At 40.1% G+C, this 15,391-nt stretch carries 14 protein-coding genes; 8 read left to right on the top strand and 6 right to left on the bottom strand.

Annotated features, from left to right (window positions below):
• Positions 1-58 precede the first annotated feature (58 nt).
• Positions 59-550 (bottom strand): NUDIX domain-containing protein, encoded by a 492-nt coding sequence (locus N6H18_RS13160; RefSeq protein ID WP_262308736.1) that lies wholly within the window; start codon positions 548-550, stop codon positions 59-61.
• Positions 551-662: 112 nt separating this feature from the next.
• Here N6H18_RS13160 and N6H18_RS13155 point away from each other — a divergent pair, with 112 nt between their 5' ends.
• Positions 663-1,994 carry an ATP-dependent DNA helicase gene (locus N6H18_RS13155; protein WP_262308735.1) on the top strand — a complete coding sequence of 444 codons (1,332 nt, stop codon included), beginning with the start codon at positions 663-665 and terminating at the stop codon, positions 1,992-1,994.
• Positions 1,995-2,032: 38 nt separating this feature from the next.
• Positions 2,033-2,446 (top strand): DUF1573 domain-containing protein, encoded by a 414-nt coding sequence (locus N6H18_RS13150; RefSeq protein WP_262308734.1) that lies wholly within the window; start codon positions 2,033-2,035, stop codon positions 2,444-2,446.
• A 222-nt stretch (positions 2,447-2,668) separates the two neighbouring features.
• On the opposite strand, the gene N6H18_RS13145 is transcribed toward N6H18_RS13150, so the two are convergent.
• The 4 genes from N6H18_RS13145 to infC all read right to left on the bottom strand — a co-directional run bounded on the left by N6H18_RS13145 (position 2,669) and on the right by infC (position 5,034).
• The gene (locus N6H18_RS13145) at positions 2,669-3,721 is read right to left on the bottom strand and encodes a S66 peptidase family protein (RefSeq protein WP_262308733.1); all 1,053 of its coding nucleotides are present in this window, start codon (positions 3,719-3,721) and stop codon (positions 2,669-2,671) included.
• A gap of 99 nt (positions 3,722-3,820) precedes the next feature.
• The gene (rplT, locus tag N6H18_RS13140; protein ID WP_262308732.1) at positions 3,821-4,165 is read right to left on the bottom strand and encodes a 50S ribosomal protein L20; all 345 of its coding nucleotides are present in this window, start codon (positions 4,163-4,165) and stop codon (positions 3,821-3,823) included.
• A 96-nt stretch (positions 4,166-4,261) separates the two neighbouring features.
• Positions 4,262-4,456, bottom strand: a complete 195-nt coding sequence (gene rpmI, locus N6H18_RS13135; protein WP_262308731.1) for a 50S ribosomal protein L35 — start codon at positions 4,454-4,456, stop codon at positions 4,262-4,264.
• A gap of 17 nt (positions 4,457-4,473) precedes the next feature.
• Positions 4,474-5,034, bottom strand: a complete 561-nt coding sequence (gene infC / locus N6H18_RS13130) for a translation initiation factor IF-3 (protein WP_262311614.1) — start codon at positions 5,032-5,034, stop codon at positions 4,474-4,476.
• Positions 5,035-5,335: 301 nt separating this feature from the next.
• Here infC and N6H18_RS13125 point away from each other — a divergent pair, with 301 nt between their 5' ends.
• From N6H18_RS13125 to nadE, 4 genes are read left to right on the top strand one after another with little or no spacing between them, the layout of a single operon-like run.
• Positions 5,336-5,572, top strand: a complete 237-nt coding sequence (locus N6H18_RS13125) for an acyl carrier protein (RefSeq protein WP_262308730.1) — start codon at positions 5,336-5,338, stop codon at positions 5,570-5,572.
• A 35-nt stretch (positions 5,573-5,607) separates the two neighbouring features.
• Positions 5,608-6,861: a beta-ketoacyl-ACP synthase II gene (gene fabF / locus N6H18_RS13120; RefSeq protein ID WP_262308729.1), complete on the top strand. Its 1,254-nt coding sequence runs from the start codon at positions 5,608-5,610 to the stop codon at positions 6,859-6,861.
• Between the two features lie 23 nt (positions 6,862-6,884).
• On the top strand, positions 6,885-7,598 hold the full coding sequence (rnc, locus tag N6H18_RS13115) for a ribonuclease III (RefSeq protein ID WP_262311613.1): 714 nt from the start codon (positions 6,885-6,887) through the stop codon (positions 7,596-7,598).
• A gap of 16 nt (positions 7,599-7,614) precedes the next feature.
• Positions 7,615-9,468, top strand: a complete 1,854-nt coding sequence (nadE, locus tag N6H18_RS13110; RefSeq protein WP_262308728.1) for an NAD(+) synthase — start codon at positions 7,615-7,617, stop codon at positions 9,466-9,468.
• Here the strand turns inward: nadE and N6H18_RS13105 are convergent.
• Positions 9,465-10,031, bottom strand: coding sequence for a hypothetical protein (locus N6H18_RS13105; RefSeq protein ID WP_262308727.1), 567 nt, complete (start codon positions 10,029-10,031; stop codon positions 9,465-9,467). The genes nadE and N6H18_RS13105 overlap by 4 nt on opposite strands.
• 56 nt (positions 10,032-10,087) lie before the next feature.
• Between N6H18_RS13105 and smc the strand changes: the two genes are divergently transcribed.
• Positions 10,088-13,633 (top strand): chromosome segregation protein SMC, encoded by a 3,546-nt coding sequence (gene smc, locus N6H18_RS13100; RefSeq protein ID WP_262308726.1) that lies wholly within the window; start codon positions 10,088-10,090, stop codon positions 13,631-13,633.
• A 224-nt stretch (positions 13,634-13,857) separates the two neighbouring features.
• Positions 13,858-15,321, top strand: coding sequence for an Ig-like domain-containing protein (locus N6H18_RS13095; RefSeq protein ID WP_262308725.1), 1,464 nt, complete (start codon positions 13,858-13,860; stop codon positions 15,319-15,321).
• Positions 15,322-15,391: the final 70 nt, after the last annotated feature.

The following is a 15,391-nucleotide window of genomic DNA, read 5'->3' as shown; positions in this document are numbered from 1 at the left end:
CAATTTTTTGCAAGTATAAATATTTTTAGAGTAAATGTGCTTTTAAACAATTGCTATTTTAGACAATATTTCCAACATTAAAAAATCCCCGACAACAGAATAATTCATCCAAATCACGAAGGTTCTGAAACACAGCATGAAAGCGGTTTTGAGGTATTTTATTTATTTGGTCAAAAGACCAAAACTGCCATTCTTGCAAGATTTGATCATGTTCGAGTTCTGGATCCAACCCTAGTTTCAAATCTCCTTTGATTGTCTTAATTTCGAAAAATAGCTCAATTGCGTGGTAGTCCAAAGACCTGAATTCACTCAAGAAAAGAAAGTCTCCAACAGTAATTTCTACATTCAATTCCTCTTTAAATTCTTGCCGAAGAGTTTCCTCTATTCCTACCCCGAAATCTACTCCTCCACCTGGTGGCAACCATAATTCATCGTGTGTATTGAGTCCCCGATGATTGATCAAAAGAATCTGATTGTCTCGACGAAAAAGCCCCATGACACGTACCCTCACTTTATTCCCAAAAATACTTTTGATTTCTCCCTCACGCATAGCACTCGATTCTTATTATTGTGTTTCCAAAAATAAACATATCAAATTGCCGCTACCTTCAGAAATTTTAAAAAATAAGTTTGAACATGAACCTACGGTCAGTCAATTGGCTATGTTCGCACAATTTGATCAGTTCATTGCCTCCAAAGAAGCCAAACCAACTTTTGTGCTTCAAGGGTATGCAGGCACAGGCAAGACCACTATCGTTGGTGCTTTGGTCAAGATCCTTCCATTATTCAATTACAAATTTGTCTTGCTAGCTCCCACAGGTCGAGCAGCCAAAGTCATCAGCCAATACTCCAAGCGCAATGCCTTTACCATTCACAAACGAATTTATAAAACAAAGAGTGATGCAGATGATGCTGGCCCTGTTTTTAGTAAAATCAGCAATTACCAAGACAATACCATTTTTATTGTAGATGAAGCCTCCATGATCAGCTCGGAGGCAGAGTACAAGAGCAATAGCTTGCTCAACGACCTAATAGATTATGTCTTTGAAAAAGAAAACAACAAACTCATATTAATTGGAGATACTGCACAGTTACCTCCAATCAATCAATCTACAAGCCTGGCCTTGGATCAAAGCTACCTAAGAGATGTGTACAAACTAACGGTATTTGGCAGCACCTTGACCGAGATCACTCGTCAAGCAGCTGACAGTGGTATATTGGTCAATGCGACTCTACTGAGAGATGTGCTCAACCAAAAAGATCCTGTGATTAAATTTAAAACCAAGACTCACCAGGATATCTATCGCATGACTTCCGAAAAACTAGAGGACGGCCTACGCTATGCTCATGACAAGTATGGGATTGAAAATACGCTGGTTATCTGTCGATCCAATAAAAATGCAGTCATGTACAATCATTACATCCGTACCAACCTCTTGTACAAAGAGGAAGAGCTAGAAGCGGGAGACTTGTTGATGATCGCTCGCAATAACTACAACTTTGCTACCGAAGAAGTTCCATCAGGTTTCTTAGCAAACGGGGATTTTATGGAAGTATTGAAGATCAAGAAAGATGAAGAACTCCATGGATTACGATTTGCGGATATTGAAATCCGATTGGTTGATTATCCTGACGTCAATTCTTTTGAGGTTAAAATTATATTGGATGGTCTGCATAGCTATAGTCCAGCTATGACAAAAGAGCAGAATCAAGAACTCTACAAGAGCGTATTACTTGATTACGCTGACTTACCAAAAAAACAGCAAAAAGAAGCCGTCAAAGCAGACAAATACCTGAATGCGCTACAAGTCAAGTATGCCTATGCTCTCACCTGTCATAAATCTCAAGGTGGACAATGGGATGCCGTTTTTGCAGATCAGGGGTATTTAGGTGAAGATTATGATGATAATGATTTCATCAGATGGGCATATACTGCCATGACCAGAGCAAAAAACGAATTATTTCTAGTTAATTTTGACAGCAAATTCTTTTAAACTTACGTTTAGGTTACATTAAACTATATATGATCACTATGAAAAAGACACTTCTAATCCTCTCAATACTACTTAGCAGTATTGGAGTATTTGCACAAGAAGGTGCGGAAATCATCCCCTCAGGCCCACATATCAAATTTGCTACCTCTTCTTATGACTTTGGTGACATCACACAAGGTGACAAGGTTAACTATACTTTTGAATTTGTCAATGATGGAAACGCACCAGTAATTATCTCCAATGTACAAACCACATGTGGTTGCACTGCCTCTAGCTGGCCAAGAGAACCCATTGCACCAGGAGCATCTAGCAAGATTGAGGTTACTTTCAACAGTACTGGCAAAATTGGCCACCAAAACAAAGTAATTACCATCACAAGCAATGCTACCAACAATCCTGAAAGGGTAAAAATCGTCACGAATATACTTCCAAAAACAGAAGGAGATTCGTAAGATTAAGAGTGAGAAAATCACAAAAAAGGCTGTCTCAAAAGCATGAGACAGCCTTTTTTATATCATAATTTTAATCGATCAACCTAAGCACTTGCTCTCAAGGTAAATCTCCTTTGCAAAAACTAATATGATACATAAAAACCAAGCAAGAGAGTCAAGGTTTATACATTAGGTAATAAACTCAAGCCATTGAAGATTTCGTTTTATGATCAATTAAATCGTTCACACTACTGCTGTTTCCAGCAATTCTAAAGTCTGCCTGTCTGTATCCATTCTTGCTCTAATTCCAATGGGAAGTGTACTGTTGTCATCTATGTGTCCGATTGGCAGGCCATACATCACTGGAATCGCCAATCGTCCCAAACGATCTTTGAGCACCTTTGTGAGGGTTACATAATTATCATCATCTACTCCACCAGATTTAGCTGTGCAGCTATCAAATATCCCCAGTACAACTCCAGCACAATTATCCAATTTACCAGAGTTCAACAACTGAGTCAACATCCGATCTACACGATAGAGCGATTCTCCTACCTCCTCTATGAAAACAATTTTACCTACAAAATCAACATCATATGGAGTACCCAATAATGAACACATGATACTTAAATTACCTCCAATTAATTGTCCTTCACTCACTCCCTTCACTAAACTCATGTATTGATAGGACTCTGCGGATTTCGTTTGCCATGCTACTGGCCTAGCTATCTTGGCGAGCTTGGTTGACATGAGCACGTCCTGCACCCCAAAAGTGGTATGCGGTGTGAATTCAGAAGAAGCCACAGGCCCATGATAGCATACCAATCCCGTTTGCTGAAAAATAGCGTAATGCAGTGCCGTGATATCACTAAACCCCAATAGTATCTTGGGGTTGTTTCGAATCAATTCATAATCAAGCAGCTGCAACAGTCTACCCGTACCATAGCCTCCACGTGCACAAATGATTGCGTTAATTTCAGGATTGGCAAACATGGCATGCAAATCATCCACACGCTGTTGATCGGTACCAGCCACAAACCCTGTCCGTATGTTGAAATTCTTAGACTTGACTACCTTAAACCCCAGACTCTCCATGTTACGAACTGCTCTCAGTTCAGCATCTCCTATCAAGGCACTACCTGGTGTAATCAAACCGATAGTATCGCCTTTTTTCAATCCCATAGGTTTGATCACCGTTGCCTTTTTCCCTTCACTCTTGGCTTCAGTAGTGCAATAGGTCAACATACTTGCGCCAGTCAACAATGCCGTATTCCCTATAAATTTTCTTCGATTCATATTCCCGTCCTTTATATCAGGGCTAAAACTATTAAATAATAGGCACAAAAAAACCCTGACTACACCAGTCAGGGTTCTTACTTCTTTATTGAGTAGTGATTACTTCAAGGTATCCACTACTGCTTTGAAAGCAGCTGGGTGATTCATTGCTAAATCCGCCAATACTTTTCTATTCAATTCGATTTGAGCAGCAGAAATTTTGCCCATAAACTGAGAGTAAGACATGCCGTGCTCTCTGGCTCCTGCGTTGATTCTTTGAATCCACAGTTTTCTAAACTCTCTTTTCTTAACCTTTCTGTCTCTGTAAGAATAGCCTAAGCCCTTCTCAACGGCATTCTTTGCTACCGTCCATACATTTTTTCTTCTTCCGAAATAACCCTTGGCTAATTTCAGAACCTTTTTTCTTCTAGCTCTACTAGCTACAGTGTTTACTGATCTTGGCATAATTTTTAACTTTTTTGATTATTGGCGTTCACTTGTGATGAATCTTAATACCAACCCTCTGGTGAAAATTTGAACCTAATCTCGCCCTAGGCGTGATTAAATGTTGAGCATCTCTTTAACGTTAGGAAGATCTGTCTTGTGGACCAAGCCCATTTTAGTCAGATTTCTCTTCTGTTTCGTTTCCTTTTTGGTCAAGATGTGGCTTTTGAAAGCATGCTTTCTTTTGATCTTACCACTTCCAGTCAATTTGAAACGTTTCTTCGCTCCTGATTTAGTTTTAACTTTTGGCATTTTATTTACTTAACTATTTATTTCTTCTTTACCGGCTTTGGGGACAACAAGAGGAACATTCTTTTTCCCTCTAGTTTTGGCAATTGTTCCACCTTAGCATATTCCTCCAGAGCTTGAGCAAATTTCAACAATAAAATCTCCCCTCTCTCTTTAAAAACGATTGTTCTTCCTACAAAATGAACATAAGCCTTTACTTTAGCTCCTTCTTCAAGAAACTTCTCTGCATGCTTTAGTTTGAAATGAAAATCATGATCGTCAGTATTAGGACCAAATCGAATTTCCTTCAACACTGTTTTATGTGCCTTGGATTTGATTTCCTTTTGCTTCTTCTTCTGCTCGTATTTGAACTTTGAGTAATCAATGATCTTACAAACAGGCGGAACAGCTTTAGGAGAAATCTCAACAAGATCAAGACCTTGCTCTCTCGCTAGATTCAATGCAGCACTCAACGAATACACGTCGACTTCTACATTCTCACCCACAACTCTCACTTCGCGAGCAGTTATCTTATCATTTACTTTGTAAGGTTCCTCAACTCTGCCTCTCGGACCCCTTCTCTGAAATTTTTGTTTAGCGATTTTGTGTAAAATTTATGTTTCAAGAATTTTCGAAGTGCAAATATCGGCTTTTCTTATATAAAAGCAATTTTTACCTTAAGTAATAAACCGATATTGCCTTATTTATTCCTCGAAATTAGAACTAATTCCTAGGTATAAAAAATACTCAGAGAAATATAAGTATAACTCACTCATCATTCAGTACTTAAGATCGCTGATATATCACCCCTGATTTTCCGATTTAAGATTGAATAAATTTGTTTGGCTTTAATGCTTTTAATTCATTTCTTTGCACAGATTTTTAAACCAAACAATAATAATAATGTCTGATATAGCACAAAAAGTAAAATCAATTATTATCGACAAATTAGGAGTAGAGGAGTCTGAAGTAAACGCAGAAGCAAGCTTCACAAACGATCTTGGTGCTGATTCACTTGATACAGTAGAGTTGATCATGGAATTCGAAAAAGAATTCAACATCTCTATTCCAGACGATCAGGCTGAAAACATCGGAACTGTTGGACAAGCTATCTCTTACTTGGAAGCGAACGCAAAATAATTTTAAATCATACCTAAATCAGGGAACTTACAAAGATGCAATTAAAGCGAGTTGTAGTTACCGGCCTTGGGGCTCTTACACCAATAGGTAACAATCCTAAAGAATATTGGGAAGGATTATCTACTGGTGTAAGTGGCGCTGCGCCTATCACCCGTTTCGACGCGGAAAAATTCAAAACCAGATTTGCTTGTGAAGTCAAAGGCTTTGATCCATTCGATCACTTTGACAAAAAAGATGCACGCAAAATGGATCCATTCACACAGTTTGCTCATATAGTAGCAGACCAAGCGGTATTGGATTCAGGATTGAATCTGGAAAAAATTGATCTTGACAGAGCTGGTGTGATATGGGGAGCTGGTATTGGTGGTCTCAAAACTTTCCAAGACGAAGTGATGAATTTCGCTGCTGGAGATGGCACACCTAAATACAACCCATTTTTCATCCCTAAGATGATTGCAGACATTGCCCCTGGTATGATCTCAATCAAATACGGTTTTCGTGGACCGAACTTCACGACTGTGAGTGCTTGTGCCTCTGGCACCAATGCACTGCTAGATTCCTTTAATTATATCAGGCTGGGTATGGCAGATATATTTATCAGTGGAGGATCAGAAGCAGCAGTAACAGAATCTGGCGTGGGTGGTTTCAATGCCATGAAAGCCCTCTCAGAAAGAAATGACTCCCCAGAAACAGCATCGAGACCTTTTGACAAAGACAGAGATGGGTTTGTATTAGGTGAAGGAGCCGCTTGTCTGATTCTAGAAGAATTGGAACATGCCAAAGCGAGAGGCGCAAAAATTTATGCAGAACTAATAGGTGGAGGGATGTCTGCGGACGCTTACCACATGACTGCACCACACCCAGAAGGAATCGGAGCAACCAACGTGATGAAAAACGCACTTAGGGATGCAAACATCTCTCCTAGTGAGGTTGACTATATCAACGTACATGGTACTTCCACTCCACTCGGTGACTTGAGTGAGTCTTCGGCGATCAAAAAGGTCTTTGGAGATCACGCATACAATTTGAATATCTCATCGACTAAGTCTATGACTGGTCACTTGTTGGGAGCAGCTGGTGCGATTGAAGCGGCAGCCTGCATATTGGCCATCCAAAATCAGGTGGCTCCTCCGACAATTAACCACTTCACGGATGACGAGCAATTTGACAACAAGCTCAACTTTACATTCAACAAAGCTCAAAAAAGAAACATTAATGTTGCATTAAGCAATACATTTGGATTTGGTGGTCACAATACTTCCATCATATTCCGTAAATTTGAGTCATAATTTGGATCTAAAGTTTAACGAGTCTGTTTCTATTCAAAAAATCTAAGGACAATACATATTCGAGCTTTCTAAGACGAATCATTGGAGGAAAACCTTCCAATATAGATCTCTATTATCTGGCAATGAGACATACCTCTGCAGCCAAGGAGAAACGAGAAGGTTTTGTCGAATCTAATGAGAGGTTAGAATATCTTGGTGATGCGGTATTGGGGCTCATTGTGGCAGAATACCTATTCAACAAATACCCTTTCAAGGACGAAGGATTCTTGACCGAGGTAAGATCACGTATAGTCAACCGTGAAAACCTTAATCAGTTGGCTAAGAAGATAGGTCTGGAAGAAATCATCCAGTACAATGGTCATCTCAAAGGAAACAAACAATCTTTTAAATCTATCTATGGAGATGCACTAGAAGCACTCGTAGGAGCAGTATATCTAGACAAAGGTCATCAGTTTACCAAGAGTTTCATTCTCAAAAAACTGATCATCCCCCATGTAGATATTGACATGATTATCTCAACGGATACCAATTTTAAAAGTAGGGTGATTGAGTGGTCACAAAAGGAAAACAAGCCTCTGACCTTTGAGGTGGTAGAATTGGATGGTCAAAAGCACTTCAAAAAATTTGAAGCCAAGATATTTGTCGGCAAAAAGGAAATTAGTGTGGGACATGGACTCAGCAAGAAAAAAGCCGAACAAGATGCTGCTGAAAAAACTTGTCAAAAGCTGAATATATAGCAAAACCTGGTCGCTTATGAATCAAGTGAGAATTGGAGGGGCTTGTCTCAACCAAACGCCCATTGATTGGGAAAACAACATTCGTAACATCAAACAAGCGATTGACGCTGCCAAAAGGAACCAAGTCAAAATCCTATGTCTTCCAGAGCTTTGCATCACTGCATATGGATGTCAAGATCTCTTCCTAAGCAATTGGGTACCTGAAGAGGCGATAAACCAACTCCTTTCACTCCAAGATTACTGTCAAGATATCACAGTTGCAGTAGGGCTACCTATCCAGCATCAACACAATACGTACAACTGCACTTGTATCATTTCCAATCAGGAAATCAAAGGCTTCTATGCCAAACAATCACTAGCCAACGATGGAATTCATTATGAAAAACGCTGGTTTAGTTCATGGCCAAGGAATACCGTAGACAACATCACGATACAGGACAAAAACTATCCAATCGGTGACCTCACTTTTGATATAGAAGGCCTTTTGGTCGGAATAGAAATCTGCGAAGATGCGTGGAGAACTGACAGACCTGCTTGTCGCTTGTACGAAAAGGGCGTTGATCTCATTCTCAACCCCAGCGCTAGTCACTTCTCATTTGAGAAAAAACAATTGCGCGATGAACTGGTACTAACAAGCAGTCAAAATTTTCACTGTCACTACTTGTATGTCAATCAACTAGGGAATGAATCTGGCAGGGTAATTTATGATGGAGATGTATTACTGGCGCATGAAGGGAGATTTCTTATCAAGAACAGGAGATTGACTTTCAAGCCCTTTGAACTTCATTTTTATGACATTCACTCAAGACAAGAAGCTAAGATCATCGACGATTTTCGTACGAGTCAAGAAGAGTTTGCACAGGCAGGTGCTTTGGCATTGTTTGACTACATGCGTAAGACCTATATCAATGGCTATGTACTGTCTTTGAGCGGTGGTGCCGACTCCTCTTCTATTGCTGTATTGGTGGCTCACATGGTCAGGATAGGAATCAAGGAGCTGGGGATAGATGCGCTTGCAAAAGCCATTCACCTCGATTCTTCTCTTCTTCTCAATTCGGACGAAGATCAAGCTGCCAAACAAATCACGCAACAGATTCTTTTCACAGCTTATCAAGGAACCAAAAATTCATCCACCCAGACACTAGAGTCCGCTCAAAACCTAGCTGAATCTCTTGGTGCACAATTTCGCGCATGGACCATTGACGAAAGTGTCCTCAACGCCCATCGCATCGCCGAAGAAGCCATCGGTCGCAAACTGTCATGGGAAACAGATGACATTGCGCTACAAAACATCCAAGCGAGAACGCGCTCTCCACTGATATGGATGATCGCCAACCTACAAAACAAAATACTATTGACTACCTCCAACCGCAGCGAAGGTGATGTGGGTTACACAACCATGGATGGAGATACCAGCGGTAGTCTCGCGCCAATTGCAGGTGTAGACAAACCATTTGTACTCCAATGGTTAAAGTATGCCGAGAAGGAATTGGGATACACAGGTTTGAAATATGTGAACCAACTCACCCCTACCGCCGAACTACGACCCCAAGAATATACACAGACGGACGAGGATGATCTCATGCCCTACACACTGATGGTAGCCATCGAAAGACTTGCGATTGCACAAAGACAAAATCCTGTACAGGTATTCCTAATCCTGAACAAAACCTCATCTATTCCTCAAGAAACCCTCAAGTCTTACATTATCAAATTTTACAGACTATGGTCAATCAATCAATGGAAAAGAGAAAGACTGGCTCCTTCTTTTCATTTGGATGATTTCAATGTTGACCCCAAGACTTGGTGTAGATTTCCAATCATTACAAGTGGATTCAAAAAGGAAATAGAAGACCTCCGAAATCTCTAGTACTTGCGATCAAATATCTCCCCCAAAACGAAGGCCTTTTTTGCACCGTCTTCTTCTGCCAGCATATCCAACAAATCTTCTCTGAATTCATCGTCTTCTTGTTGAATTGCAAATTTCTCAGATCTAGCAAAAACTATCGGTTTGTCACGATCGGTTCTCTCTTCAAAGGTCTTAGGTTTAGCAAAATGCTTTTGAGGTTGAGCCACCGCTCTATCCTGAAACGTCCTCGGTTTTGATACAGGCTTGACGACTTCTGACAATACAGTTTGCTCTTTGACATGACGTTCTGCCTCTACTACGGCTTGACGTGCCTCAACTTGGCGTTCAATCACGTTGCGTTCCTGGGCAGACCTTTCCTTGACAGGCACATAACTTTCTCCCGTAATTTGTTTGAACAAGTCTTCGAAAGAAGGCTGATCTTTGGGACGTGAAGAAGGCGTTGGTTGTTGGGTATCTTCTGTAGATTCCTGTGCTACATCTTCTGGTTTCTTTTTCTTCAAAAATCGAGAAAGAAGGTAAATAGCACCCAATACAATGTAGTATAAAATATTAGAATCATCCATGAACCAAATCTAAGGAATTAATTTAAATTTGTCGATTCTGAATTTTTAAAAACCGCATGCAATTAACCAAATTAGAGATCAAGGGGTTCAAAAGTTTTGGTGACAGAGTAGTTATCAATTTTGACGAAGGAATCACTGGAATCGTAGGACCAAATGGTTGCGGAAAATCCAATGTGGTAGATTCTATACGCTGGGTTTTGGGAGAGCAGAAAGTCAAGTCTCTCCGATCTGAAAAGATGGAGAACATCATTTTCAACGGCACCAAAAACCGAAAGGCTACCCAGATGGCTGAGGTCTCTCTTTCGTTCAAAAACACCAAAAATCTACTCCCTACAGAATACTCTAATGTCACCATCACCAGACGATACTACCGATCAGGTGAAAGTGAATACCAACTCAATGGGGTCACTTGCCGACTCAAGGACATCACAAGCCTATTCCTTGATACAGGCATCGCATCCAACAGCTATGCGATCATTGAGCTAGGTATGGTAGACAATATCCTCAATGACAAGGACAACTCACGCAGAGGGCTGTTTGAAGAAGCAGCTGGGATTTCCAAATTCAAGATTCGCAAAAAAGAAACCATGCGAAAACTGAGTGACACAGATGCAGATTTGGAACGTGTAGAAGACTTGCTGTTCGAAATTGAAAAAAACCTCAAATCGCTAGAAAAACAGGCAAAACAAGCTGAAAAATATTATGAGATCAAAGAAGACTACAAGGTCTTCAGTGTCGAGCTGGCCAAAAAAACAGTCCATCACCAAAAAAACCGTTTGAGCGAGCTCAACAAATCAATTCAAACATGCAATGACCTAAAAATCAGTCTCAACAAGCAACTCTCTGAAAAAGACGCCTTGCTCGAAAAAGCAAAAGCAGAACTGATCGTCAAAGAAAAATTACTCGTTACACGCCAAAAAACACTTAACGAACACGTACAAAAAATCAGATCGTACGAGAGTGAGAAAAAAATCAAAAACGAGAGGTTGAGATTCCTCAATGACAAAAGTGACAACCTCAAGGAACTCATTGAGCAAGACCGAAAAAGCAGTGAAAGGTCAGCATTCAGTATAGCCAGTCTCGAAAACGAAAGATCTACTTCGGAAAAGCTTCTTAACGAAATCACCTACAAACTCAATACACTGCAAAGTGAATACGAGAAGGAAAAAGAAACCAATGCTGAACTAAAAAAACAAGGTGAAATTCTCAATGAAAATTTCATCCAAAAAAAGGAAGAAGTCTACCAACTAAGCAAATCGCTGGAGATCAAAAACATCCAGCTCAGTACACTCAAACAAGAACTGGAGAAAGCTACCAATGACAGCAGCTCTAGGACTGAAAATCTCCGAGGGTTCGAGCATCGAATCAAGGAAGTAGAAAGTCAGAAAAAAATCAAACAAGAGGAGTACGAGTACCTCAAGTCAAAAGATGAGGAACTCAAAAACAGAATCAAACATTCGGAAAAAACCGTAGAAGTAATCCGCGAAGAACTCCAGCAAGTCAACCGCAAGCTAGACGCCTCGCAAAACGAATACAGTCTGACCAAATCTTTGGTAGACAACCTTGAGGGTTTTCCAGAAGCCATCAAGTTCCTCAAAAAGGAAAAAGGATGGAGCAAAAATGCGCCCCTCCTCTCTGATGTATTGACTTGTCCAGAAGAGTACAGAGTCACGGTCGAAAACTACCTCGAACCGTACATGAACTACTACATTGTGGAGACAGAAGCAGAAGCCTTCAAAGCAGTCAACATCCTCAGTGATGCAGCCAAAGGCAAGGCGCATTTCTTCATTCTGGATCGATTCGAAAACTTCCATCCCAGCCAGTCCGAACTACTAGAAAATGCCATTCCAGCCACTGAAGTGGTTGAGTATGATCAAAAATACAAAAAGCTCATAGGCCATATTTTGGACAATGTCTATATCACGACCAATGAGAGTGGAAAGGTAGAGAGTAAAAACGCTGTCCTCATCACCAAAAGTGGAAAGATCATCAACCGCAACTACAGCATCTCTGGAGGTTCTATTGGATTGTTTGAAGGCAAGAAAATAGGACGAGCAAAAAACCTCGAAAAATTATCCCTTACAATCAAAAACCTCACGAGTAAACTTGACGAGGTAAAACAAAACCTAGAGGAAAAAACAGGAGACTTAGAAAGATTCAAAGCGAGCAGTTATAGTGAAGAACTCGAACTGGTACAGTATGACTTGAACAAAGTCAACGAGGAGTACATTTCACTCACTACCAAACAAGAGCAATACTCCACTCTCCTATCTGAGAATGAGCTCAAAAGTGAAGACATCCTTGACAAAATCTCTGCTTTACAAGACGAAATTGCAGAACTGGAACCCAAACAAATCTCCGAGCAGAAAATTTTGAACGAGCTGGAGTCAAAAAACTACAATTTCAAAGAAGAGATTGCGTCTTTCAATGACTTACTCAACGAAAAATCTTCCGCGTTTAATCAAGAAAACATAGTCTTTCATCAGCAACAAAATAAGGTATCAAGTATCACGCAAGAGATTGCACACAAAACTTCGACCCTGGAATCATCTAAGGAGAGAATCGCCAAAAACCAAAGCGACCTCAAGATGACCGATGAAGAGATCAGACAACTGATAGAAAAAACCGACTCCAATGACGATCAATTGATCGAAATGTATGAGGAAAAGGAAAGTATAGAACTGGGTGTCACAGAAGCTGAAAAACAATACTATGCAGAGCGTGAGCAAATAGAAACCGTCGAAAAAGGAACCCGCGAAGTGCAACGTGAACGAGAAAACAATGACGAACGAATCATGATGATTCAAAATTCGCTCAACGAGACGCGCCTAGAACTGAGTGGAATCAAAGAAAGACTCTCTGTAGAGTTTAAAGTAGATATAGACCAATTGCTCATCGACAGTGAAGAAGAAAATGAAAATCTCAAAAAGGTAGAAGGCCTAGATGAAACTGAACTAAGAGACAGGGTAGATAAGCTCAAAAATCGATTGGAAACCATGGGTCCAATCAATCCAATGGCGATGGAAGCGTATGAAGAGATCAAGCAAAGACATGATTTCATCACCGCACAAAAGGATGATTTGACCAAAGCCAAAGAATCTCTGATGTCCACCATAGATGAAATCAATGATGTAGCCAAGGTGACCTTCTTAGAGGCTTTTGAGAGCATCAAAACCAATTTTATCAGGGTATTTAGATCGCTCTTTACAGATGAAGATCAGTGCGACCTCTTCCTGTCTGATCCTGACAATCCCTTGGACTCTTCTATCGAGATAGTTGCAAAACCAAAAGGCAAGAGACCACTATCCATCAACCAACTCTCTGGAGGAGAGAAAACGTTGACAGCCACTTCGCTCCTGTTTGCAATCTACTTGATCAAACCAGCACCGTTCTGTATATTCGATGAGGTCGATGCACCACTCGATGATGCCAACATCGACAAGTTCAACAACATCATCCGAGATTTCTCAGGTGAGTCGCAGTTCATCATCGTCACACACAACAAACGCACCATGTCTACTACAGACATCATCTATGGTGTCACTATGGTAGAACAAGGTGTATCCAGAGTCGTCCCTGTGGATTTGAAAGAACTGGCTTAGACTCACATAATCTGACAAGAATTTCATTAATCGATCAAAAAACAGCATTGATCGAATTCCTTATCATTTTTTCTCAGCAGGTGAAATAAGAATAATTTATTTTTCAATAAAGCTATCTAATTTTGCCTATCCCCTCTGTAGAATATCACTATTCAATCCCTTATTTATTACTCAATTTTTAAACCGGATTTCATCGAAATCATAAACTTTAATACTATACTGGAATGAAAAAATTTGCATTAAATCTTCTATTTATAATTCCCTTAACAATACTGACGAGCTGTTGGGATGAAGATAAAGTGGGTTCAGAATCAAATTGCAGCAATCTTAATGATGAGGTTACAATAGGAGATAATTCAACAAGCTACATTTTATATGTATATGCCGGAGGAGCAGTATATGATAACTATTCTTATTATGGTGATTCCTATTATGCGGCAAAGTCAACTTTTGATCGTGATGTGCTAGTTACTGCAACCTATTCATTTGAGGAACTAATTGCTAATGAAGAAGGTAACTATGAGCCTACGGAAAAAAAGACGGATAGAGTCGAATTCGAAATCAAAAAAGGTGATCATGGCACTCAATCTAAAATTCTTTTTCAAGCAACTCAAGATGGAGATGTAATAAAAGACTTGGTTAAATCATTTGCAATTGAAAGTGTTGTTTTGACCTATTCCTCCTGTGCAGATGCTACTCAAGAAATAAAAGGAGAAGATGTTAAGAAAGGGATATCCGAAGAGGAAGAAGAAGGGTTAAAGACAGTAGCCGTCAATATCGGTACGGAAATAACAGAGCAGACTGCTACTTCCTTTACCGTGGTAGGAAACTCTGCTCTGGGAGGTGATCCTGAAGCTACTGAATATGGAGTGGCCTATATCAAGAAAGGCTCTGCAGACAGAGTTCATATTGCATCTGACGATGATGCTGATAATTTTGACGTGACAATTACAGACTTAACTACCAATTCGACTTACTATGTCTTCGCCTATGCCATACAAGATGGTGAATATGTTTATAGTACTCCTAGAGAAGTGACACTGGTTTCAAACCTGGTAACAGACATCACTCTCACAGGCACAGAAACGGTAGAAGTAGGTAGTACTACACAGCTATCAGCTACAGTACTGCCAGCAGATGCGACTGACATGACAGTAACCTGGACTGCTGAAAACGACAATGCTACCGTAACAACCGACGGTCTCATAACAGGTGTATCAGCAGGAACCTGCAAGATCACGGCTACTGCCAATGACGGATCAGGCATCATAGGTGAGCTCATAGTAACAGTCACTGAACCTGTCCCAACGGTGACTTTCAATAGTGCCGAGTACGAAATCAGTGGAGCTAGTTCTATGTCTTATGATTTTGAAGGAATCAGCTATCTTATTATTTCCTTACATAGACACAATGGTGATGTACAGGATTTTAACATCAATATTGAACTATTATCTACAGAAGAAATTATCTCTGGAACCTATGCATTCAATGGTGAAACGCTTTCATTTAATAATGAAACAACTGAAGTAGCAACGTGTAACGGACAGCATCGTTACTATGCAACAGGCGGCAGTATAGAGTTGAGCATTGAGAATGGAGATTATACGGTCACTTTTAATATAACCACCGAAGGAGGAGCTCTAATTGGTAGTTACACGACACTAGCTGCAGATCATTCAGAATTGTAATGTATGAATTCACCTCAGTGTGAAATTAATCGACAGCACTTTTTGCATTATTAGATACGCGGCGCTAGTA

Source organism: Reichenbachiella agarivorans (assembly GCF_025502585.1).
GTDB classification, from domain to species: domain Bacteria; phylum Bacteroidota; class Bacteroidia; order Cytophagales; family Cyclobacteriaceae; genus Reichenbachiella; species Reichenbachiella agarivorans.
This window is presented reverse-complemented; position numbering and strand designations above follow the sequence as displayed.

What these genes read in the sequence shown, in the direction of transcription:
- N6H18_RS13160 (WP_262308736.1), bottom strand. Translation starts at nt 550, where the DNA reads ATGCGTGAGGGAGAAATCAAAAGTATTTTTGGGAATAAAGTGAGGGTA.
- N6H18_RS13155 (WP_262308735.1), top strand. Translation starts at nt 663, where the DNA reads ATGTTCGCACAATTTGATCAGTTCATTGCCTCCAAAGAAGCCAAACCA.
- N6H18_RS13150 (WP_262308734.1), top strand. Translation starts at nt 2,033, where the DNA reads ATGAAAAAGACACTTCTAATCCTCTCAATACTACTTAGCAGTATTGGA.
- N6H18_RS13145 (WP_262308733.1), bottom strand. Translation starts at nt 3,721, where the DNA reads ATGAATCGAAGAAAATTTATAGGGAATACGGCATTGTTGACTGGCGCA.
- rplT (WP_262308732.1), bottom strand. Translation starts at nt 4,165, where the DNA reads ATGCCAAGATCAGTAAACACTGTAGCTAGTAGAGCTAGAAGAAAAAAG.
- rpmI (WP_262308731.1), bottom strand. Translation starts at nt 4,456, where the DNA reads ATGCCAAAAGTTAAAACTAAATCAGGAGCGAAGAAACGTTTCAAATTG.
- N6H18_RS13125 (WP_262308730.1), top strand. Translation starts at nt 5,336, where the DNA reads ATGTCTGATATAGCACAAAAAGTAAAATCAATTATTATCGACAAATTA.
- fabF (WP_262308729.1), top strand. Translation starts at nt 5,608, where the DNA reads ATGCAATTAAAGCGAGTTGTAGTTACCGGCCTTGGGGCTCTTACACCA.
- nadE (WP_262308728.1), top strand. Translation starts at nt 7,615, where the DNA reads ATGAATCAAGTGAGAATTGGAGGGGCTTGTCTCAACCAAACGCCCATT.
- N6H18_RS13105 (WP_262308727.1), bottom strand. Translation starts at nt 10,031, where the DNA reads ATGGATGATTCTAATATTTTATACTACATTGTATTGGGTGCTATTTAC.
- smc (WP_262308726.1), top strand. Translation starts at nt 10,088, where the DNA reads ATGCAATTAACCAAATTAGAGATCAAGGGGTTCAAAAGTTTTGGTGAC.
- N6H18_RS13095 (WP_262308725.1), top strand. Translation starts at nt 13,858, where the DNA reads ATGAAAAAATTTGCATTAAATCTTCTATTTATAATTCCCTTAACAATA.